Annotated in this window: 20 protein-coding genes; 6 read left to right on the forward strand and 14 right to left on the reverse strand. The window is 66.9% G+C overall.

What is annotated here, in order from left to right; genetic code table 11:
• Positions 1-28: 28 nt before the first annotated feature.
• Entirely contained in the window at positions 29-679 is a 651-nt protein-coding gene (locus tag U858_RS0121370; RefSeq protein WP_025139200.1) for a response regulator, read from the reverse strand.
• Positions 680-731: 52 nt separating this feature from the next.
• Positions 732-1,187: a gas vesicle accessory protein GvpU gene (gene gvpU / locus U858_RS35980; protein ID WP_025139201.1), complete on the reverse strand. Its 456-nt coding sequence runs from the start codon at positions 1,185-1,187 to the stop codon at positions 732-734.
• Positions 1,188-1,362: 175 nt separating this feature from the next.
• Here gvpU and U858_RS0121380 point away from each other — a divergent pair, with 175 nt between their 5' ends.
• Complete coding sequence (locus U858_RS0121380) at positions 1,363-1,731, forward strand: hypothetical protein (protein WP_025139202.1); 369 nt, start codon at positions 1,363-1,365, stop codon at positions 1,729-1,731.
• A gap of 79 nt (positions 1,732-1,810) precedes the next feature.
• Here the strand turns inward: U858_RS0121380 and U858_RS0121385 are convergent, their stop codons facing one another.
• Positions 1,811-2,794, reverse strand: coding sequence for a YafY family protein (locus U858_RS0121385; RefSeq protein WP_025139203.1), 984 nt, complete (start codon positions 2,792-2,794; stop codon positions 1,811-1,813).
• A gap of 119 nt (positions 2,795-2,913) precedes the next feature.
• Here U858_RS0121385 and U858_RS0121390 point away from each other — a divergent pair, with 119 nt between their 5' ends.
• Entirely contained in the window at positions 2,914-3,522 is a 609-nt protein-coding gene (locus tag U858_RS0121390) for a glutathione S-transferase family protein (RefSeq protein WP_025139204.1), read from the forward strand.
• Between the two features lie 29 nt (positions 3,523-3,551).
• Here the strand turns inward: U858_RS0121390 and U858_RS0121395 are convergent, their stop codons facing one another.
• Both U858_RS0121395 and U858_RS0121400 read right to left on the reverse strand, forming a co-directional pair.
• The gene (locus U858_RS0121395) at positions 3,552-4,862 is read right to left on the reverse strand and encodes a ParB/Srx family N-terminal domain-containing protein (protein ID WP_025139205.1); all 1,311 of its coding nucleotides are present in this window, start codon (positions 4,860-4,862) and stop codon (positions 3,552-3,554) included.
• Positions 4,863-4,934: 72 nt separating this feature from the next.
• On the reverse strand, positions 4,935-6,116 hold the full coding sequence (locus U858_RS0121400) for a multidrug effflux MFS transporter (RefSeq protein WP_051593657.1): 1,182 nt from the start codon (positions 6,114-6,116) through the stop codon (positions 4,935-4,937).
• A gap of 90 nt (positions 6,117-6,206) precedes the next feature.
• Between U858_RS0121400 and U858_RS0121405 the strand changes: the two genes are divergently transcribed.
• A complete protein-coding gene (locus tag U858_RS0121405) occupies positions 6,207-6,995 on the forward strand; it encodes a helix-turn-helix transcriptional regulator (RefSeq protein WP_025139207.1) in 789 nt (262 codons plus the stop codon).
• On the opposite strand, the gene U858_RS0121410 is transcribed toward U858_RS0121405, so the two are convergent.
• The 6 genes from U858_RS0121410 to cyoA all read right to left on the reverse strand — a co-directional run bounded on the left by U858_RS0121410 (position 6,992) and on the right by cyoA (position 13,245).
• Positions 6,992-8,098: a porin gene (locus U858_RS0121410; protein WP_025139208.1), complete on the reverse strand. Its 1,107-nt coding sequence runs from the start codon at positions 8,096-8,098 to the stop codon at positions 6,992-6,994. The genes U858_RS0121405 and U858_RS0121410 overlap by 4 nt on opposite strands.
• 197 nt (positions 8,099-8,295) lie before the next feature.
• Positions 8,296-9,108 carry an SURF1 family protein gene (locus U858_RS0121415; RefSeq protein ID WP_025139209.1) on the reverse strand — a complete coding sequence of 271 codons (813 nt, stop codon included), beginning with the start codon at positions 9,106-9,108 and terminating at the stop codon, positions 8,296-8,298.
• Between the two features lie 4 nt (positions 9,109-9,112).
• Positions 9,113-9,508 (reverse strand): cytochrome o ubiquinol oxidase subunit IV, encoded by a 396-nt coding sequence (gene cyoD / locus U858_RS0121420; RefSeq protein ID WP_025139210.1) that lies wholly within the window; start codon positions 9,506-9,508, stop codon positions 9,113-9,115.
• Positions 9,505-10,146 carry a cytochrome o ubiquinol oxidase subunit III gene (gene cyoC, locus U858_RS0121425; protein ID WP_025139211.1) on the reverse strand — a complete coding sequence of 214 codons (642 nt, stop codon included), beginning with the start codon at positions 10,144-10,146 and terminating at the stop codon, positions 9,505-9,507. Before cyoC ends, cyoD begins: the two co-directional genes overlap by 4 nt.
• The gene (gene cyoB, locus U858_RS0121430; protein WP_025139212.1) at positions 10,139-12,142 is read right to left on the reverse strand and encodes a cytochrome o ubiquinol oxidase subunit I; all 2,004 of its coding nucleotides are present in this window, start codon (positions 12,140-12,142) and stop codon (positions 10,139-10,141) included. Before cyoB ends, cyoC begins: the two co-directional genes overlap by 8 nt.
• A 59-nt stretch (positions 12,143-12,201) precedes the next feature.
• Positions 12,202-13,245 carry a ubiquinol oxidase subunit II gene (cyoA, locus tag U858_RS0121435; RefSeq protein WP_025139213.1) on the reverse strand — a complete coding sequence of 348 codons (1,044 nt, stop codon included), beginning with the start codon at positions 13,243-13,245 and terminating at the stop codon, positions 12,202-12,204.
• A 224-nt stretch (positions 13,246-13,469) separates the two neighbouring features.
• Between cyoA and U858_RS0121440 the strand changes: the two genes are divergently transcribed.
• Complete coding sequence (locus U858_RS0121440; RefSeq protein ID WP_025139214.1) at positions 13,470-14,804, forward strand: MFS transporter; 1,335 nt, start codon at positions 13,470-13,472, stop codon at positions 14,802-14,804.
• Positions 14,805-14,811: 7 nt separating this feature from the next.
• Entirely contained in the window at positions 14,812-15,192 is a 381-nt protein-coding gene (locus U858_RS0121445) for a hypothetical protein (RefSeq protein ID WP_025139215.1), read from the forward strand.
• Positions 15,193-15,232: 40 nt separating this feature from the next.
• Here the strand turns inward: U858_RS0121445 and U858_RS0121450 are convergent, their stop codons facing one another.
• Together U858_RS0121450 and U858_RS0121455 are read right to left on the reverse strand one after the other, a co-directional pair.
• Positions 15,233-16,252 carry an amino acid ABC transporter substrate-binding protein gene (locus U858_RS0121450; RefSeq protein ID WP_025139216.1) on the reverse strand — a complete coding sequence of 340 codons (1,020 nt, stop codon included), beginning with the start codon at positions 16,250-16,252 and terminating at the stop codon, positions 15,233-15,235.
• A gap of 49 nt (positions 16,253-16,301) precedes the next feature.
• Positions 16,302-17,630, reverse strand: coding sequence for an aspartate aminotransferase family protein (locus U858_RS0121455; RefSeq protein WP_025139217.1), 1,329 nt, complete (start codon positions 17,628-17,630; stop codon positions 16,302-16,304).
• A gap of 143 nt (positions 17,631-17,773) precedes the next feature.
• Between U858_RS0121455 and U858_RS0121460 the strand changes: the two genes are divergently transcribed.
• Positions 17,774-18,673, forward strand: coding sequence for a LysR family transcriptional regulator (locus U858_RS0121460; RefSeq protein WP_025139218.1), 900 nt, complete (start codon positions 17,774-17,776; stop codon positions 18,671-18,673).
• On the opposite strand, the gene U858_RS0121465 is transcribed toward U858_RS0121460, so the two are convergent.
• Positions 18,661-19,704 (reverse strand): histone deacetylase family protein, encoded by a 1,044-nt coding sequence (locus U858_RS0121465; protein ID WP_025139219.1) that lies wholly within the window; start codon positions 19,702-19,704, stop codon positions 18,661-18,663. The genes U858_RS0121460 and U858_RS0121465 overlap by 13 nt on opposite strands.
• Positions 19,705-19,709: the final 5 nt, after the last annotated feature.

Consider the following 19,709-nt stretch of genomic DNA (forward strand, 5'->3'; position numbering starts at 1 on the left):
CATCTTCTCTTGGGGGTTGCGACAGGCGCTATTGGAACATGCCGCTTTCGGCACAGAACGTCACCAGTTCCTGGTCGGTCTGCACGTTCAGCTTGCGCATGGCCGATATCTTCTGGCCGCTGACGGTCTTGACGCTGCGCTTGAGGCTGTCGGCGACCTGCATCATGGATTCGCCGCGCACAAAGTGCCGCAGCACCTCGAATTCCTTGGGGGTCAGGCTGTTGATGCGTTCGCCCAGGAAGCGGGTGCGCGCCGCCGCGCTGCCGTCGCGCTGGAAGTCTGGCGGATAGTAGCGGCGGCCGGCTTGCAGGGTGTGCAGCGCGGTGACGATTTCGGCCAGGTCGTCGTGCTTGAGCACCACCGCCGCCACCCCCGCGTCGTACAGCGCCGAGATGATCATGGGGTTGGACACCATGGTCAGCACCACGATGCGCGTGGCCGGGTAGTGGCGGATCAGGTACTTGACCAGGCGGATGCCGTCGCCGTAGGTCTCGTCGCCGGGCATCGAATAATCGGTGATGACGACCTGCGGCAGATCCCGGGCCAGGTGTTCGACCAACGCCGTCGGGCTGGACAGCGTGGCCACGACATCGAAGCTCAGGTCCTTGCTCAGCAGGTCGCTCATGCCCATCAGCACCAGCGGATGGTCATCGGCGAGGACGATGCGGAGTCTTTGCATGCGGGGCGTGGTCAGGTGGGGGCAGGGAGGCAGACGGGATCGAGCAGCCCGCTCAACCGATCTGCTCGGCCTGCAGGCGGCCCAGGATGAAGCCATCGACCGCGTTGCTGCGGCCGCGCCACAGCGTGGGCTGGCCGGCAATGGGCGTGCCGTCGGCGGTAAAGAACAGGGCGTCGGCCAGGTGGATGTAGTTGGGCAGCGGTTCGGCCGGCTGCGGCAGGCGGAACACGTCGCCCAGCTCGGCCAGCGAGCTGCGCACCGATTGGCGGCCCGCCGATTCCATGTCCGTCAGCGAATCCGCGAAGCTCTCGGCGAAGCGGTCGAAGTATTCGGCGCCCGACACGATCGAGCCGGACACCAGCATGCCGCCCATCTGCAGCGTGACGCCGATGCTCTTGAGCTGGCCGCCGTTGTTCACCAGGTTCACCAGGAATTGCAGGAACACGTCGGCCTGCGGATTGGCGGCGACGGGGGAAACGGGCGTATCGGGGGTCGGGTCGAGACTCATGGCAAGAGCGCTCCGGTGAATGCGAGGGAGTCACAAGATACTCGAACCGCGCCGAATGCGCATCAGGCGCAATCGGCGGATAAGGCGCCGGATCGGGCGGCAGTCCGGCCAATCGAGGGCGGCGGCGCAGGAGTAACTTTCGGAGAATCGAGACTTTGACCGATCCGGCCAGACCATGACCATCGTGAATCCGTCGACCGCCGCCACTGCCGCGGACGCCCGCAAGACCAACGCCACCAACGGGGCGGATAGTGGCGCCTTTCGCGCGGCCTTTGCCGATGCGCAGCAACGCAACGCCTCGGCCCTGGCCGGCGGCGTGAAGGGCGCGGCCCCGGTAGCCGCTTCCGCGGCCGAGCAGGAATTCATGGACTACGCGTCCATGTCGCTGCAGGACAAGATGTTCTACGCCGCCCTGGCGTCGCTGGGCATTTCCAAGAAAGACTACGACGCGATGTCGGCCGCCGACAAGCTGAAGGTCGCCGAGAAAGTGTCATTGATGATGCAGCAGCTGTCCAAGGCCGACCAGGCCAAGCTGGCCAGCTGACCTTCGTCCGGGGCGACGACACGTCAGTTCCGCCTTTCGGCACGACGTCAGCCTCCCTGTTGGCGAGCCTGCTGCGCGCTCAAGCCGGGCCGCCCGTCTCGCGCCGTTGCAGCATGCGGGCGACGCGTTCGCCCGCCGCCTGAAAGCGCTGCGCCAGCGAGTCGGGCGCCAGCACCTCGAATTCCACTTCCAGCGCCATCAGCCAGTACGTCAGCGATTCCAGCGATTGCCCTGTGCAGCGCAGCAGGCAGCGGCTGTCGTCGTCCAGCGGCTCGACCTGGCCGGCCGACGCGGGAATGCGCGCCGCCATCACCGCGCGCGGCGCGTGCAGCACGATGCGGGCTTCTTCGGCATTGGGCGCCTGGCCCACCGAACGCGCCACATACGCGCGCAGGTCGCCGCCTTCCGGGGGCGGCCGCGGCGCGAAATGCGCGCCCAGCGCCACGGGGCCGGCAATGCGGTCGAGCCGGAAGGTGCGCCAGTCGTCGCGCGCCGGGTCCCACGCCACCAGATACCAACGCCATCCCGTGTGCGCCAGCCCTTGCGGCTCGACCTGGCGCGTGCTGGCCTGGCCGCGGCTGTCGGCGTAGTCGAAATTCACGCGCAGTTGATCGCGGCAGGCCGCCGCCAGCGTGGCCAGCTGGCCGGCGTCCACCAAGGGGCCTGCGCGCGGCAGCGGCACGATGGCCGAGCGCAGCGCGTCCAGCTTGTGGCGCAGCCGCGTGGGCATGACCTGTTCCAGCTTGACCAGGGCGCGCAGCGCGGCTTCTTCCACCCCGCCGACCGAGCCGGTGGCCGCCGTGCGCAGCGTGATGGCTACCGTCATGGCTTCGTCATCGTCCAGCAGCAGCGGCGGCAGCGTGTTGCCCGCGCGAAACGCGTAGCCGCCCGCCACGCCGCTGCTGGCCTGAATCGGGTAGCCCAGTTCGCGCAGCCGGTCGATGTCGCGCCGCAGCGTGCGCGGGTGCACCGCCAAGGCTTGCGCCAGCTCGGCGCCGGCCCAATGGCGGCGGGTCTGCAACAGGGAAAGCAGGCGGAGCAGGCGGTTGCTGGAACTGAGCATGGTGAGGCGACGTTACCTCGTATCGAGGGCGGAAACTGTCCGCAATGGATTCTACAGTTCGTCCGTCGTCAGCGGCCATGGGGCCGCGGCACTCACCCCCGAAATCCGGAGCCTTTTCCATGTCTATCGTTTTCTATTGGCACCCCCAGTCCAGCGCTTCCCCCATCGCCTGCGCCCTGGCCGAATTGCAGGTCCCGCACGAACGCGTCAAGGTGGATATCCGCGCGGGCGAGCAGCGCCGCCCCGAATTCCTGGCCCTCAATCCCAATGGCAAGGTGCCCACGCTGACGGTGGACGGTGCGCCGATGTTCGAGGCCCTGGCGATCCATCTGTGGCTGGGCGAGAACTGGGGCGTCAAGCAAGGCCTGTGGCCCGCCGCCGGTACGCCCGAGCGGCTGGCCGCCCTGTCGTGGTGCGCCTGGGCCTACGTGACCTACGGTGCGGTCATCTCGCGTCTGCACGCCGCCGCCCATGGCGACGAAGCGGGCCGTGACGCGCGCCAGGCCGAGCGGGCCATCGCCGACCTGGATTCTTTGTTGGGACTGCTGGATGCGCACCTGACGCGCCAGCCCTGGATGCTGGGCGACAAATACTCGCTGGCCGACCTGGTGGTGGGATCGGTGGTCGGCTATACGGCCTTCCTGGGCGCGCCGGTGGCCGCGCACCCGAAGGTGCAGGCCTGGCTGGGCAAGGTCAAGAGCCGCCCCGCGATGCAGGGCGACGTCTGAATCTGAAAACGCCGCGCCAGGCCGCTCGCTTACCAGCCCCAGCAGGTGCCGGCGGCGGGCTTGCCGCAAGCGCGGTAGTTCACCGAATACCAGAGCTTGCCTGCGGTGCGCGGATCGCCATTGGTCTTGACGTCGTTGCGCGGCAGTTCTTCAAGCGCGTCGCGCGCCGCCTTGGTGGGCGTGCCGCTGGCGGCGCCGGCCACCAGCACGATGCGGCCCAGGCTGGCGGCGGTGCTGTCCTGGAACACGATGTCGGTGTCGGCCAGCGCGGTCATCTTCAGGGCGGCATTGCGCACCGCGGCGGCGTAGCCGTCGTTGGCGCCGGTGGGCGCCAGCGCGGCGCTCAGCGTGCTGACCGTCAGGATCTGTGCGGGCGTGGCCGGCGCCACCATGGCGTACGCGTCCAGGCCGGCCAATTGGCCGCCTGCCACCTGGCGGCGCAGCCAGTCGCCCCACAGGAATTCGGCGAATTCCGGCAGGCTGCCGTTGCTGTAGGCGATGTCGCGGGTGAAATACACCAGCGAGCGGTAGCGGTCTTCCTGCATGCCGCCGGCTTCCTGCGCGTTGGCGATGCCCACGCGCGACGGCAACTGGTCCACCGTGATCGGCTGGTTCTGGCCATCACGCAGCCACGCGCGGCGTTCGTCGACCATGCGTTGCCAGAACGCGGAGGACGTGCCCAAGGTGCTGTAGTTGGCGCTGACCTTGACCCACACCGGCAGCTTGGGGCCGCCGTCGAAGATTTCACGCAAGGACGAGAACGTGTGGTGTCCGTCCGTCAGGTACAGATTGCCATCCCAGCCGATCACCACCGTCTTCAGGTTGGTGGGGTCGCTACCGGGGGCGGCGGTGCAGGCGAAGCTGTCGGGCTTGTCCAGGCGGGCGGCCTGGGCCTGGGCGACCGAGGTGAATGCGACGGCCGTGGTGCCGCCCATGTCTTCGCAGTAGTCGCTGAATTTCTTGCCGACCGTGCGGTTCACATAGTCCAGCTGGTTGACGGCATTGCCGGCCCAGGTGGGGCGGGCGAAGTCACCCTGCCAGCGACCGAGCTTGTAGTAGATCTGGTCGTAGCCGATGGCCGCCTGGGTGGGGCGCAGCTCTTCGATGCGCACCTTGAGCACGTCGCCCGTCTTGGCAGTCAGGTAGGCCTGGTTGCGGGTGTCGACGGGCGGCGGCGCGGGGGTTTCCGCGACGGGAGGCGTGGGGGCGTCGTCATCGTCGCTGCTGCCATTGCAGGCGGCCAGCCATAGCGGCAACGAGGCCAGCGCCAGCACGCGCAGGGCGGGGCGCCAGCGCGCGGCAAAGGGCAAGGGAGCAACGGGGGAAGGCGTGCGGGGCATGGGCGTCGAGGGGGGATTGATCAGAGAAGTATCCAATGATGACGGAACCGTGTTGCGTGATCATTGCACTTGTCATGTGCGCGACAAAATTGTCGGCGCACGCAGCACCATCAGTATCATGGCCACGGCCACCCAGGCGGCGGACAGCGGCCGCGGCGTGTCGAACGGCAGCCACGCGCTGGCTGCCAGCCCCAGGCCCAGCAAACTGTAATAGGCCAGTCCGAACAGCGCGCCGGCCCGTCCCAGGCAATGCCCATAGCGGCGCAAGGCCGGCCCCAGCAGATTGGGAATAGCCAGGCCATATCCCACGAAGATCGGCAGCGCCGCCGCCGCCCACAGCCAGCCCGGTTCCGGCCGCCCGCACACGGCCACGGCTTGCGCCACTGCGCCCAGCGCCACGCCGCGCAGGCCATGGCGTACCCGCGTGGCCGCCGTCATGGCGGCGGGCATCACGCGGTTCAGCATCGCGCCCAGCGTGCCGGCCAGGGCAACGCCCAGCCCCACCCAGCCGAATCCCAGGCCGGGCAGTTCGCCGGTCATGAACGGCCCCGCAGCATAGAAAGAGAACATCAGCAGGTTCAGGCCCGCCACGCGCAGCACCGCCAGGCGCAGCTCGGCGTCGGCCAGCATCTGGCGCGTCAGCGCCGCCAGCGGCACCGTGGCCGTGACCGCCGGCCGCGTTTCGCGCCAGTGGCGCACGGCGCACAGCAACAGCCCGGCAATGGCCAACGCAATCACCGCCAGCACGCCCGCATAGCCTTGGCGCTGCGACACCTGTTGCCCCGTCAGCGGGCCCACGGCGGGGGACCACGCCAGCACCGCGCCCAGCGTCACGAAGTAGCGCGTCAGGCGTTCGCCAGCCAGGCAGTCCCGGAGCAGCGTCTGCGTCACGACCGAGCACGCGGCCAGGCCGAGCGCCTGGACGAAGCGCCCGGCCAGCAGCCACGCATAGGTCGGCGCGGCCAGGGCACCCAGCGTGCCCGCCAGGCTGGTGGCCAGTGCGGTCAGCAACGCCGGGCGGCGGCCCCAGACGTCGGCCAGTTGGCCCCATAGCAGGACGCCGCAGGCAAAGCCCACGAAGAATATGCCCATGACGGGTTGGGTGGCGGCCGCGTCCAGGCGCCAGTGGCGCGCCAGGTCCGGCAGGGCCGGGGCCAGGATGGTTTCCGCGATCTGGGGCAGGGCCAGCAGCGCGATGATGAGCCAGCGCGGGGGCAATGCGGGCGCGGACGAAGGGGTAGCGGTGTGAGGCATGGCGAAGCGGTGCGGCAAAAGGACCCTAGCGTATCGGGCCGGCTTTGCGCAAAATCACGACATCACGCCATAAAACATCGCCAATCGGACATGCCTGTCTATTCCCCCACTTCGGTCGAAGATCCCGACAGCGTCGTCTGTCCCGTCGTGGGCCAGGCCATCGATACCCGGGCCCATGCCTCGGACTGGCACGCCCATCGGCGCGCCCAACTGCTGTATCAAGTGCAGGGCGGGGTGACCTTGTATCTGGCGGATCGGGTGGGGCAACTGGCGCCCTTGCAGGCGGCCTGGCTGCCGGCGGGGTGCCTGCACCGCACGGTCATGCAGGGCGCGTTCGCCTATCGCAGCCTGTATTTCGACGTGGATGTCTTTCCGAATCTGCCGCGGCAGCCGGGCATCCTGGACGTGAATCCTTTGCTGCGCGAGATGATCGTGCGCATTACGCAATGGCCGTCGGACCAGCCGCTGGACGCGGTCCGGCAACGCCTGGTGGCGACCCTGCTTGATGAAATGGCGGCGGCGCCCACGGCGCCGCTGCATCTACCGATGCCGCGTGACCGGCGGCTGGCGCCGATTGCGCGCGCGCTGCTTGCCGACCCGGCCTGCCCGCGGTCCATCGAAGACTGGGGCAAGCAGGTGGGCGCCAGCGGCCGCACCTTGGCGCGGGCCTTCCTGGCCGAGACGGGGTTGCCGTTCACCCGGTGGCGCACCCAGTGCCGCCTGCTGATCGCGCGGGCACGGCTGGCCGAGGGTGCCTCGGTGACGGAAGTGGCGCATTCGGTGGGCTATGCCAGCGACAGCGCCTTCATTGCGATGTTTCGGCGCGCCTATGGCGAGCCTCCGGGACGAAGGCTGCACAGGCGCGCCGTGGCGCTTTAGAACACGTGGCGGATGCCGACGCCGGCCGCGGTGCTCTTCAGGCCGTCGATGAACGCGTAGTCCTTGCCGTACGAGCCGTAGGCGTACAGGTTGGTGCGCTTGGACAGGTCGTAGGTGTAGCCCACGCTCCAGACGTTCATGTTGGCATCGCCGCCGGTCAGGCGGTCGTTGGACGGCGACACGTGCTGCCACGACGTGAACACGCTGCTGGCGCCGCCCACGGGGATAGTCGCGCCCAGCATGTAGGCGTTGGCCTTGAAGCCGTCGACGTAGCGGTTGGTACCGAATTCATCGCTGAACGGCGTGCCGCCGGGCAGGTCCTGGCCGACGAACCAGCCGTCGGTGGTGCGGCCGTAGGCGGCGGCCAGCTTCACGACTTCCAGGTCGTACGAGATGCCGGCGGCGTACTGGCGCGGGGTTGCGTCGTGGTCGATGGCGGCGCGGTTCGAGCCGTTGAGCTGGTCGTAGGTCAGCGTGAAATTCAGCGGGCCCTGCACGTAGCGCGCGCCGACGGTGATGCCGCGCGAGTTGTCGGCGGTACGGAAGCCCGTTTCGTTGGCGTTGGTGTCGTCCGCGTTGAACGAGTAGCCCGCGGCGAACTCGAAGCCGCTCATCGAGGGGCTGCGGTACATGACCATGTTGTCCCAGCGCATGGTGTTGGCCGCGCTGAAACCCAGGCCCAGGTTGGATTGCGTGTAGCTGGTGTAGAAGGGGTCGATGTCGGCCAGGTAGTTCGAGCCCACGGTGGCCTGGCGGCCGAATTCCACGGTGCCCCAGGCGTCGCTGGTCAGGCCGATGGTGGCCTGGCGGCCGAACAGGCGGCCGTTCTGGGCGCGCGAGCCGTTGCCCGAATCGAAACCGCTTTCCAGCTTGAACACGGCGCGCAGGCCGTCGCCCAGATCTTCGGATCCGCGCAGGCCCCAGCGGGAGCCGGCCTGGATGCCGTTGATCATGCCGAGTTTGCTGCCGTCATAGCCATCGCCCTTGATCTTGTTGTAGCCGAGGCCAGTGTCGATGACACCATAGAGAGTGACTGACGTTTCTGCCTGAGCGACGCCTGCAAAGGTGGTGAACATTGCGGCTGCGAGCAACGTCTTTTTCATCCGGAAAACTCCTAGAGTGGGGTGGAAAAAACAAAGGGAACAGCACGTTAGGCGAGGCGCCCAGCGGTGTTCCCAGACTCTAGTGTAGACCAGTTCGGTCTATTTTCCGGCAATTTGGTCGAATTTCTGGCTATTTACGGCAATTATCAGACCGGTCTGAGCGCCCAGCCACGGGCGCCGAGACGGTCGCGTTTGCCCTAGCCGCGACGCCCGCGCAGGCGTCGCTCTTCCCGCACCACGATGGCCGCGCCCACGATGATCATGGCGGCCAGGGCGTACCAGGTGATGGCATACACCAGATGGTTGTTGGGGAAGGTCAGCACCGTCAGGCCGGCCACGGGCGCCTTGGCCGGATCGCGGGCGGCGCCAGGGGCGGCGTCCGCGTCGATGAAATAGGGCGCCACGTCCGACGCCGTCAGCCCGCGCGCCGCCGCGATGGCCGGCAGGTCGCGCGAATACCAGAGGTTGGACGCCGGATCGTTGTTGCGCAGAAAGCCGCTGCCCGGTTCGCCCATGCGCAACAGGCCGGTGACCTGCACCGGGGCCGCTGCAGCCTCGGCCTGGGCTTGCGCCTGGCCGGCGGCCTGGCTCTTGCGCCACTCGGGCAACACGAAGCCGCGGTTCACCAGCACCGTGCCGCCGCCATCCGCCAGCTGCAGGGGCGTCATGACCCAGTAGCCGCTGCCCAGCTCGGTGGCCGCCTGCACCAGCGTCTGCTTGTCGTACTGGTAGACGCCGGAGGCCGACACACGGCGGTATTCGGCGTTGTCGGAATTCAGGGCGGCCCAGTCGGCCCGCGTGGGGGCGGGCGTGGGGGTCGCATGGGCGCGCTGGTCTACCTGCGCGATCAGGCCTTGTTTCCAGGCCAGCCGATGCACCTGCCAGGTGCCCAGGGTGCACAGGCCCGCGAACAGCGCAACGGCAATCACCCCGAGTATGACCAGGGTGGTTGCCTTGCGGGGACTGCGGGGGGTGTCGCCGGGTAGGGAAGAGTCTTTTATTGCCGCCATCACATCAGGGCATATTCCGCATGTCGTGGATGGACATGGGCATCATGTTGGAGTTCAAGTGATACATGATCCAGATGGATCCGCTGAGCGTAATCACGACCAGCACCAGGGTGAATATTAACGCCAACATGTTCCAGCCGCTTTCGGACTTGGCATCCATGTGCAGGAAGTACACGATGTGCACCACGATCTGCACCGCCGCGAAAGCCAGGATGATCAGGGCGGTGGTGCGCGAACTGTCGAATACGCGGCCCATCACCAGCCAGAACGGAATCGCCGTCAGGATGGCCGCGAGCACGAAGCCGGTGACGTAGCTTTTCAGGGTGCCGTGGGCGGCGCCGTCGTCGTCGTCGTGGTGGTCGTGGCCGCCGTGGCCAGCGTGGTCGGCATGGGCGGTCATGGCAGCACTCCCATCAGATAGACAAAGGTGAACACGCCGACCCAGATCAGATCCAGGAAGTGCCAGAACATCGACAGGCACATCAGCCGGCGCCGGTTTTCGGGAATCAGGCCATGCATGCGGACCTGCACCATCATGGTCACCAGCCAGACGATGCCGAACGTGACGTGCAGCCCGTGCGTGCCCACCAGCGTGAAGAACGACGACAGGAACGCGCTGCGCTGGGGCCCGGCGCCGATGTGGATCAGGTGCGCGAACTCATACAGTTCCAGGCACAGGAAGCCCAGCCCCAGGATGCCGGTGACCGCCAGCCAGCCCTGCGTGGCGGCCACCCGATTGCGCCGCATTTCCAGCATGGCGAAACCGTAGGTGATGGACGACAGCAGCAGCAGCGACGTGTTCACGGCCACCAGCGGCAGGTCGAACAGGTCGGCGCCGGACGGCCCGGCCGCGTAGTTGCGCCCCAGTACGCCGTAGGTGGCGAACAGGCAGGCGAAGATGAGGCAGTCGCTCATCAGGTAGACCCAGAAGCCCAGCAGGGTGCCGTTCTTCGGGTGGTGTTCGCCGGGCACGTGGAAGACGGGCTCCGGGGGCGGCGTGGCGCCGCCAGGCAGGGTGGGGGCCAGGGTATTAGACATGTTTCGCCAACAAGTGGGTGCGGGCGTCTTCCGTGCGCACGACCTCGTCGGCCGGCACGTAGTACTCGCGCTTGTAGTTGAAGGTATGGACGATGGACACGATGATCAGCGCGGCGAACGACAGCACCGCCAGCGGCCACATGTGCCAGATCAGCGCAAAGCCCATCACCACGCTGATGCCCGCCAGCACGATGCCCGCCCAGGTGTTCTTGGGCATGTGGATGGGAATGAAGCCGTTCTGCGGGCGCTGGTAGCCGTGCTGCTTCATCTGCCACCAGGCGTCCTGGTCATGCACGCGCGGGGTGAAGGCGAAGTTGTAGTTGGGCGGCGGCGATGACGTCGACCATTCCAGCGTGCGGCCGTTCCAGGGGTCACCGGTCAGGTCGCGCAGCGATTCGCGACGGCGGTAGCTGACCACCAGCTGGATCAGGAAGCAGGCGATGCCGATGGCGATCAGGAAGGCGCCGAACGCGGCCACCTGGAACCAGATCTGCAGCGACATGTCCTCGAAGTGGTTGACGCGGCGCGTCACGCCCATCAGCCCCAGCACGTACAGCGGCATGAAGGCGAAGTAAAAGCCCACCAGCCAGAACCAGAACGAACACTTGCCCCAGAACGGGTCCAGCTTGTAGCCGAAGGCCTTGGGGAACCAGTAGGTGATGCCGGCCATCAGCCCGAACAGCACGCCGCCGATGATGACGTTATGGAAGTGCGCGATCAGGAACAGGCTGTTGTGCAGCGCGAAGTCGGCCGGCGGCACCGCCAGCAGCACGCCGGTCATGCCGCCGATGACGAAGGTCACCATGAAGCCCATGGTCCAGAGCATCGGCACTTCGAAGCGGATGCGGCCGCGGTACATGGTGAACAGCCAGTTGAAGATCTTGGCCCCCGTGGGGATCGAGATGATCATCGTCGTGATCCCGAAGAACGAGTTCACGCTCGCCCCGGACCCCATGGTGAAGAAGTGGTGCAGCCACACCAGGTACGACAGCACCGTGATCACGACCGTGGCGTACACCATCGATGCGTAGCCGAACAGGCGCTTGCTGCAGAAGGTGGCCACGACTTCCGAGAAAATGCCGAAGGCCGGCAGGATCAGGATGTAGACCTCGGGGTGGCCCCAGATCCAGATCAGATTCACGTACATCATGGCGTTGCCGCCGAAGTCGGCCGTGAAGAAGTTGGTGCCCACGTAGCGGTCCATCGACAGCAGCGCCAGCACCGCGGTCAGCACCGGAAAGGCCGCCACGATCAGCACGTTGGTGCACAGCGCGGTCCAGGTGAAGATCGGCATGCGCATCAGCGACATGCCCGGCGCGCGCATCTTGACGATGGTGACCAGCAGGTTCACCCCTGACAATAATGTGCCTACCCCTGCGATCTGCAAGGCCCATATGTAGTAATCGACCCCTACGTCGGGACTTTGCGCGATGCCTGATAAAGGCGGATACGCCAGCCAACCGGTGCGGGCGAATTCGCCGACGAACAGCGACATCATCACCAGCACCACGCCGCCCGTCGTCATCCAGAAGCTGAAGTTGTTCAGGAACGGGAAAGCCACGTCGCGCGCGCCGATCTGCAGCGGCACCACGTAGTTCATCAGCCCCGTGACCAGCGGCATGGCCACGAAGAAGATCATGATCACGCCGTGGGCGGTGAAGATCTGGTCATAGTGGTGCGGCGGCAGGTAGCCGGTCGAATCGCCGAAGGCCACGGCCTGCTGCAGCCGCATCATGATGGCGTCGGCAAAGCCGCGCAGCAGCATCACGATGCCCAGGATCATGTACATGATGCCGATCTTCTTGTGGTCGATGCTGGTGAACCATTCGTGCCACAGGTAGCCCCACTTCTTGTAGTAGGTGATGGCGCCCAGCACCACCACGCCGCCCACCGCCACCATCAGGAAGGTGAGCAGCAGGATGGGCTCGTGAAAGGGAATGGCATCCCAGGTCAGGCGACCGAAGATCAGCTTGGTGAGGTCTGGTTGATCAGTCATCTCGGTTCCAGGGTGAAGACCTTGATTTCATGCGGCCGGACCGGTGTGCCGGGCCGGCCTTACATCGTCAATTCGGCGGCTGATGTGCACATCGCGCCGACGTACTTGCGCGGCGGCGTGTCGGTCAGGCCCAGGCGTTCGCGCGTGGCGGCATCCAGGCTGGCGATGTTGTGCGCGCCCGGTATGCCCATGCCACCGCCCGCGTCGATCGCCATGGCGTCTTTCATGCACATGCGGTTGGGTTCGACGCAGCGGTTGACGATGGCGTCGAACAGGCCGGGCGCCACGCTGGCGTAGCGCTGCACCGGGTTGCGTTCGCTGGGCTGCTCAAGCTTCAGGTAGGTTTCGCGGCTGAGCGCGTTGCCCGAGGCGCGCGCATCGGCAACCCACTTATCGAAACCCTGCGCGTCGACCCCATGGAAGCGGAAACGCATGCCCGAGAAGCCCGCGCCGCTGTAGTTGGCCGACAGGCCTTCGTAGTCGCCGGGGTGGTTGATCACCGCGTGCAGCGTGGTCTGCATGCCGGGCATGGCGTAGATCTGGCCGGCCAGGGCGGGCACGAAGAACGAATTCATGACCGTCGACGAGGTGATCTTGAACTGGATCGGGCGGTCGACGGGGGCGGCCATTTCGTTGACGGTGGCGATGCCCTGTTCGGGATACAGGAACAGCCATTTCCAGTCCAGCGCCACCACTTCGACCACCAGCGGCTTGGTGCCCGGCGGCACCTCCCGGCCTTCGGACAGCCGTGCCAGCGGCCGGTAAGGATCCAGCTGGTGGGTGCTGACCCAGGTCAGGGCGCCCAGCGCGATGATGATCAGGAGCGGCGCGGCCCAGATCAGCAGCTCCAGCATGGTGGAGTGGTTCCAGTCCGGGTCGTAGTGGGCCTCGCGGTTGCTGGCGCGGTAGCGCCATGCAAACAGGAAGGTCAGGAAGATCACCGGCACGATGATCAGCAGCATCAGGCCGGTGGAGATGATGATGAGGTTGCGCTGCTGCAGCGCCACGTCGCCGGATGGCGAGAGCAACACTGCATTGCATCCCGCGAGCAATGGCAGGGCGGCAAACAGGATCAATCCACTAAGCCTGGGGAAAGACGGCATGGCCATACCTCGAAACGTAACCGTGGGAGGTAAACGCAACACTACGCTGGAAGCCGCGAAAAATCTAGGGTAAAAAGAGCAAAAGTATGCACGTCAAAGGCGTGCGGGGCGGGGCCGGGCACTGTCGGGCCGCGGCCCGCAAAGCCTTTGGCGGCCGTGCATACCGGTGTATTGCAAAAGCGTAGACAAGGCGTCTTTCAAACTTCCTTTCAGCGAGCAATCACATGGCGACCACCACGCAGGTTCCCGGTCACGTCTCCCCCTTGCCCCTGCCGGGGTCGGCGGGCGCCGCGCCCAGCCACGCCAAGGTGGCGCCTGGCGAGATCGCCGTCGGCGTCGTCATCGGACGCGCCTCTGAATATTTCGACTTCTTCGTGTTCGGCATCGCCTGCGTGCTGGTGTTTCCGCGGGTCTTCTTCCCGTTCGAGCCACAGCTGGAAGGCACGCTCTGGGCCTTCGTCATCTTCTCGTTTGCTTTCATTGCGCGGCCTATCGGCACGGCGCTGTCGATGGCGATCCAGCGACGCTGGGGCCGCGGCACCAAGCTCACCACCGCCTTGTTCCTGCTCGGCACGGCCACGGTGGGCATGGCGTTCTTGCCCGGCTACAACGTCATCGGCGCGCATGCCATCGTGCTGCTGGCCGTGTTCCGCTGCCTGCAGGGCCTGGCCTTCGGCGGCTCTTGGGACGGCTTGCCGTCACTGCTGGCATTGAATGCGCCGCCCAATCGCCGCGGCTGGTACGCGATGCTGGGCCAATTGGGCGCGCCCATCGGCTTCATGATCGCCAGCGCCTTGTTCCTGTACCTGCACATCACCCTGACCGAAGCCGACTTCCTCGATTGGGGCTGGCGCTATCCGTTCTTCGTGGCCTTCGCCATCAACGTGGTGGCGCTGTTCGCGCGGCTGCGCCTGGTGCTGACCGAGGAATACACCCAGCTGCTCGAAGAAGGCGAACTCGAACCCATCAGCACCACGCAGATGGTGCGCGAGCAGGGCTACAACCTGTTCCTGGGCGCGTTTGCGGCGCTGGCCAGCTACGCGCTGTTCCACCTGGTGACCGTGTTCCCGCTGTCCTGGATCGCGGTCAGCGCCACGCAGCAGATATCGGACGTACTGATCGTGCAGATCATTGGCGCATTCGTCGGCATCCTGGGCACCATCGCCTCGGGGCTGATCGCCGACCGCATCGGGCGGCGCACGACGCTGGGGCTGCTGGCGGGGCTGATCGGCGTGTTCGCGCTGTTCGCGCCCTGGCTGCTGGGTGGCAGCCCCAAAGCGCAGGACGCCTTCATCCTGATCGGCTTCGCGCTGCTGGGCCTGTCTTATGGCCAGGCGTCCGGCACCGTCACGGCCAACTTCAGCAAGCGTTTTCGCTACACCGGCGCGGCGCTCACGACCGACATGGCCTGGCTGATCGGCGCGGCCTTCGCGCCGCTGGTGGCGCTGGGGCTGTCGGCGCGTTTCGGGCTGGTGGCGGTCAGTATCTATCTCTTGTCCGGCACGGCCTGCACGCTGTTGGCGCTGCGCATCAACAAAGCGCTGGAAACGCGTGACTGATCCGGGCATGACGGCATCGCGCGGCCAGACCCCGCCTTCCGCTTTGCGGCTGGTGCGCGCCCTGGTGCTGGGCGCGGTGCTGGCCGCGATCGCCTTCTATCGTCCCCTGGATGCGCGGGTGTTGCCCGCCTGGTATGTCGGCGCGGGCGATGTGCTGTTCGTGATCGTGTGCATGCTGGCGGCGGCGCTGGGCCGCGGGCCGGGTTTTCGCGATATCTGGTCGCGGGGGTTCGTTTCCGCCTTCCTGCTCTACAGCCCGGTCCTGCTGCAAGGCGGGCGCACTGCCGTTGCCTGGATGCCGACGCTGCTGGCGGTGCTGTTGCTGGCCTGGCCGTTGTTATGGCTGTTCGAGGCCTTGTGGTGGCGGCGCGGGCCGAAGGCCGCGTGATATCGCGGGGCGCCGCGAACGCGACGCCTGCCCGCAATCATCAACGCACGGGCCACCCATACATCAACCCGCCTTCATGCCACTGCGCATTGAGCGCGCGCGGCAATTTCATGGCGCTGGCCATGCCCAGGTTGCGCTCGTAGCTTTCGCCGTAATTGCCCACCTGCTTGATCAGCGTATACGCCCACTTGTCGTCCACCCCCAGGTTGCGGCCCATGCCGGGCGTGACCCCCAGGATGCGCTGTACGTTGGGATTGGCGCTTTTCAATTGGCTGTCCACATTGGCCGAGGTCAGGCCGAATTCTTCCGCTTCCAGCGAGGCATAGAAGGTCCAGCGGACCACGTTCAGCCAGCTCTCGTCGCCCTGGCGCACCATGGGGCCGAGCGGGCTCTTGGTGATGTTCTCGTCCAGGATCACATAGCTGTCGGGATGCTCGAGCGTGGTGCGCGAGGCGGCCAACTGCGATTTGTCGGACGTGAACGCATCGCAGCGGCCGGCGGAAAAGGCCCGCACGATTTCGTCGTACTTGTCGATCACCACGGGCTTGAAGTGCAGGTTTTTGCCGCGGAACCAGTCGGCCAGGGCCAGTTCGGTCACCGTGCCGGGCTGCACGCAGATCGTGGCCCCGTCCAGTTCCTTCAGCGTCTTGACGCCAAGCTTGGCGGCCACCATCACGCCCTGGCTGTCGTAGTAATTCACCGCCACGCTGAGCAGGCCCAGCGTGGTGTCGCGGGCCAGCGTTGGCGTGACGTTGCGGGTCAGGACGTCCACTTCACCGGATTGCAGGGCGGTGAAGCGGGCCTGGGTGGTCAGCGGCGACAGGCGGAACTTGCTGGCGTCGTTGAAAACGGTGGCGGCGATGGCGCGGCACAGATCGACGTCCAGGCCTTGCCAATCGCCCTTGCTGTCGGGGGCGGAAAAACCCTGGATGCCGGTGGACACGCCGCATTGCACGTAGCCGCGCTTCTTGACATTGTCCAGGGTGGGGCCGGCGTGGGCCAGGCAGGTCACGGCCAGCGCCAGGGCGCCGGCCGTCGTTCGGAACACAGGTTGGAACATCGGCATTGCATTCTCCTGTCGGGCCTGGCCCGGTGCTTGCAAAGGCGGTTTACGCGGTCAGTGCGCGGGGTTTGGCCATCGCATCCAGGCTTTCGGTCAGCGCCTGGTCCAGGATCGCGATGGCGCGGTCGATTTCCTCGTTGCTTACGGTCAGGGGCGGGGCGATGCGCCACACCGAGCCGCGTTCGGGGCGGCGGCGGATGTTCATCGACAGGCCCAGTTCAAAGCAGCGCTGCGTCGTCAAGGCCCCCAGCTCGTGGTAGGGCTCGCGGGTGCCGCGGTCGCGCACCAGTTCCACGCCCAGCAGCAGGCCCAGGCCGCGCACGTCGCCGATGGCTTCGTGGCGTTGCTGCAGTTCCAGCAGGCCGCGGCGCAGGTAGTCGCCTTGCTTGCGGGCGCGTTCGATCAGGCGTTCGCGCTGCAGGGTCTCCAGCACGGCCAGGCCGACGGTGGCCGGCAGCGGGTCCGACACGTGGCTGGTGTAGAAGGTGAAGCCCTTTTCGTGCACGTCCTGCTCGATGGCCGGGGTGGTGATGGTGGCGGCCAGCGGCAGGCCGCCGCCCAGGGTCTTGGACACGCTGATGATGTCGGGCGTGACGTCGAAGTGATCGGCGCCCGTGCGGCAGCCGATGCGGCCGAAGGCGGTCTGGGCTTCGTCGAAGATCAGCAGCATGCCGCGTTCGTCGGCGGCGCGGCGCAAGGCCTGCATGTACGACTTGGGCGGCACCAGCACGCCACCGGCGCTGATCACCGGTTCGACGATGATGGCGGCGGGCCGGCCGGCTGACGCCATGTCGAACATCTTCAGGCCGATTTCCAGGCAGGCCAGGGCGGATTGCTCGCCGTCCAGGCCGGCGATGTAAGGCCGGTAGGCATTGGGCTCGGGCATGACGAACACACCGGGCGGCGGCACGCCATAGCCCTTGCGGTCGCTGGCATACGACACCGAGCCGGCGCCGCTGGTCACGCCATGCCACGACCCGCCGATGGCCAGGATCTCGAAGCCGCTCTTGTACATCTTGGCCATGCGCAGCGCGATCTCGTTGCTTTCCGAGCCGGTGTTCACGAAAATCGACTTGGTCATGCCGGTCGGCATCCAGTCGCGCGCCACCGTCGCAGCCAGTTGCGCCACGGCCTCGGGGATCATGCCGCTGAAGAAATGGAACGCGGTTTCGCCCGCGCGGTGCACGGCTTCCACGATGGCGGGGTGGTTGTGGCCGATGGTGGCGCACATCTGGCCGGACGTGAAATCCAGGATTTCACGGCCCGTGTCGTCGCGCACGATCGTGCCCTTGGCCGACTTGAACAGGTTGGGAAAGGTGTCGCCGCCGTAGCGGATGAGGTATTCGCGAGCGGCGGCACGCAGGGTTTGGTCCATGTTTACACTCCGGCGGTGGGCAGGTTCCAATGCGGAACCGTCGGGCGCAGTGTCTGGCGGCGCGGCGCGGGCGTCCAATGCGAAGTACGCATGCGCCGGCATGCATGGCGCGCATGGGCCATGTGAATCGCGCAAGGATCAGTATGGATACCCGATGGCTGCAGGACTTCATCACCTTGTCGGAGCTGCGCAATTTCACGCGCGCGGCCGAGGCCCGCAATCTGTCGCAGGCCGCATTCAGCCGCCGCATCCAGAGCCTGGAAAACTGGGCCGGCGCGCGCCTGATCGATCGTTCCGCATTTCCTACCCAGCTGACCGAGGCCGGCGAGCGCTTTCGCGTCGCGGCGATCGAACTGGTCAATCAACTGGTCGAGGCGCGGGCCGGCATCGCCACCGTGCCGGCCCGCAACCAGTTGCGCCTGGCCACGTCATATGCCTTGGCGACCACGCACCTGTCGGCGTGGTGGCGCGACTGGAGCGCAGGGCAGCAGCTCAGTTGCAGCCTGCAGACGGGCAATGTGCACGACACCGTGTCGGCCTTCACGTCGGGCACGGCGGACCTGCTGATCTGCTTTCATCAGGTGGCGCAACCCCTGCCGCTGGACCTGGCGCGCTACGAAAGCCTGATGCTGGGCACCGAGCTGATCCGGCCCTACGCGTCGCCGGCCTTGATCGCGCGCGACGGCCTGGATTTGCCGGGCAGCATTGCCCGCCCGGTGCCGTTGTTGATGTATTCGCCCAGCGTCTATTTCGCACGGTTGATCGACGCCGCGATTGAAAACGCAGCCGAGCCGCTGCACGGCGTGCGGCTGTTCGAAGCCGAGATGTCGGATGTGCTGGGCGACATGGCCGCGCAGGGCCTGGGCGTGGCCTGGCTGGCCGACAGCGCGCTGCAGCGGCTGGCGGCGGCCGATCTGCAACCGCTGGCCAACCGCGCCTGGGATATCGAGGTGGCGATCCTGGCGTTCAGGGACCGCAGCGACGCGCGCCCCGCGGTGGACGCGCTGTGGCAGCGAATGCGCGCGGGGATTCAGCCCGCGTAGCTTTCCAGCACGTTGGCGACGTTGATGCCGACCTCGGCCACCGCGTAGCCGCCTTCCATCGTGAACACTGCCGGCAGGCCCAGCTGCGCCAGTCGTGCGCCCACCTGGAAGTAGTCTGCGCTTTGCAGCTTGAACTTGGAGATCGGATCGCCTTCGTAGGTGTCCACCCCCAGGGCGATGACGACGGCGTCGGCCTTGAAGCGGCGGATGGCGTCGATGCCGGTGTCCAGCGCCTGCGTCCAGGTGGTGAAGTCTGTACCAGCGGCCAGCGGCAGGTTCAGGTTGCAGCCTGCGCCGTTGCCGTGGCCGGCTTCGTCGGCATAGCCCAGGAAGAACGGATATTCGGTGGTGGGGTCGCCATGCACCGAGACCGTCAGCACGTCGCCGCGCTCGTAGAAGATGCTCTGCGTGCCGTTGCCGTGGTGATAGTCGACGTCCAGCACCGCGACACGCGCGGCGCCCGCGTCGCGCAGCGCCTGCGCGGCCAGGGCCGCGTTGTTCAGGAAGCAATAGCCGCCGAAGAAATCCGCGCCGGCATGGTGGCCGGGCGGGCGCGTCAAGGCCATGGCGGCGCGCGGGCCGCTGGTGGCCGAGACGGCCCGCGCGGCATCGATGGCGCAGGCCGCGCCCGCCGTGGCGGCTTCCCAGGTGCCGGCGGTGAGCGGGCTGCCGCTGTCGAACGAGAACAGGCCGACGCGGGCGGCGAAATTGGTGGGCGAGATGTCGTGGCGAAAGCCGCGCACCGGCCAGACCGACGGCAGGATGTCCAGGTCGGCGTTGGCGGGGTCCAGCGCGATCCAGTCGGCCCAGGCGCTTTGCAGGAAGTCGACGTAGCGCGGGCTGTGCACGCGCCGGACCAGGTCCATGTCAGCCGCCGACGGGGCCTGCAATGCGCCGATGCCGCGCTGGCGCAGGGCGTCCAGCACGTATTCCAGCCGTGCCGGCGTTTCGTGGCAGGGCACCAGCTTGCCGCGGAACATTTCCTGGCGGCCATCGTGTTTGCTGTGGACGGGGTTGTGGAAGATATGCACGGGGT

The organism is Achromobacter sp. DH1f (assembly GCF_000633435.1).
GTDB lineage: Bacteria > Pseudomonadota > Gammaproteobacteria > Burkholderiales > Burkholderiaceae_B > Achromobacter > Achromobacter deleyi.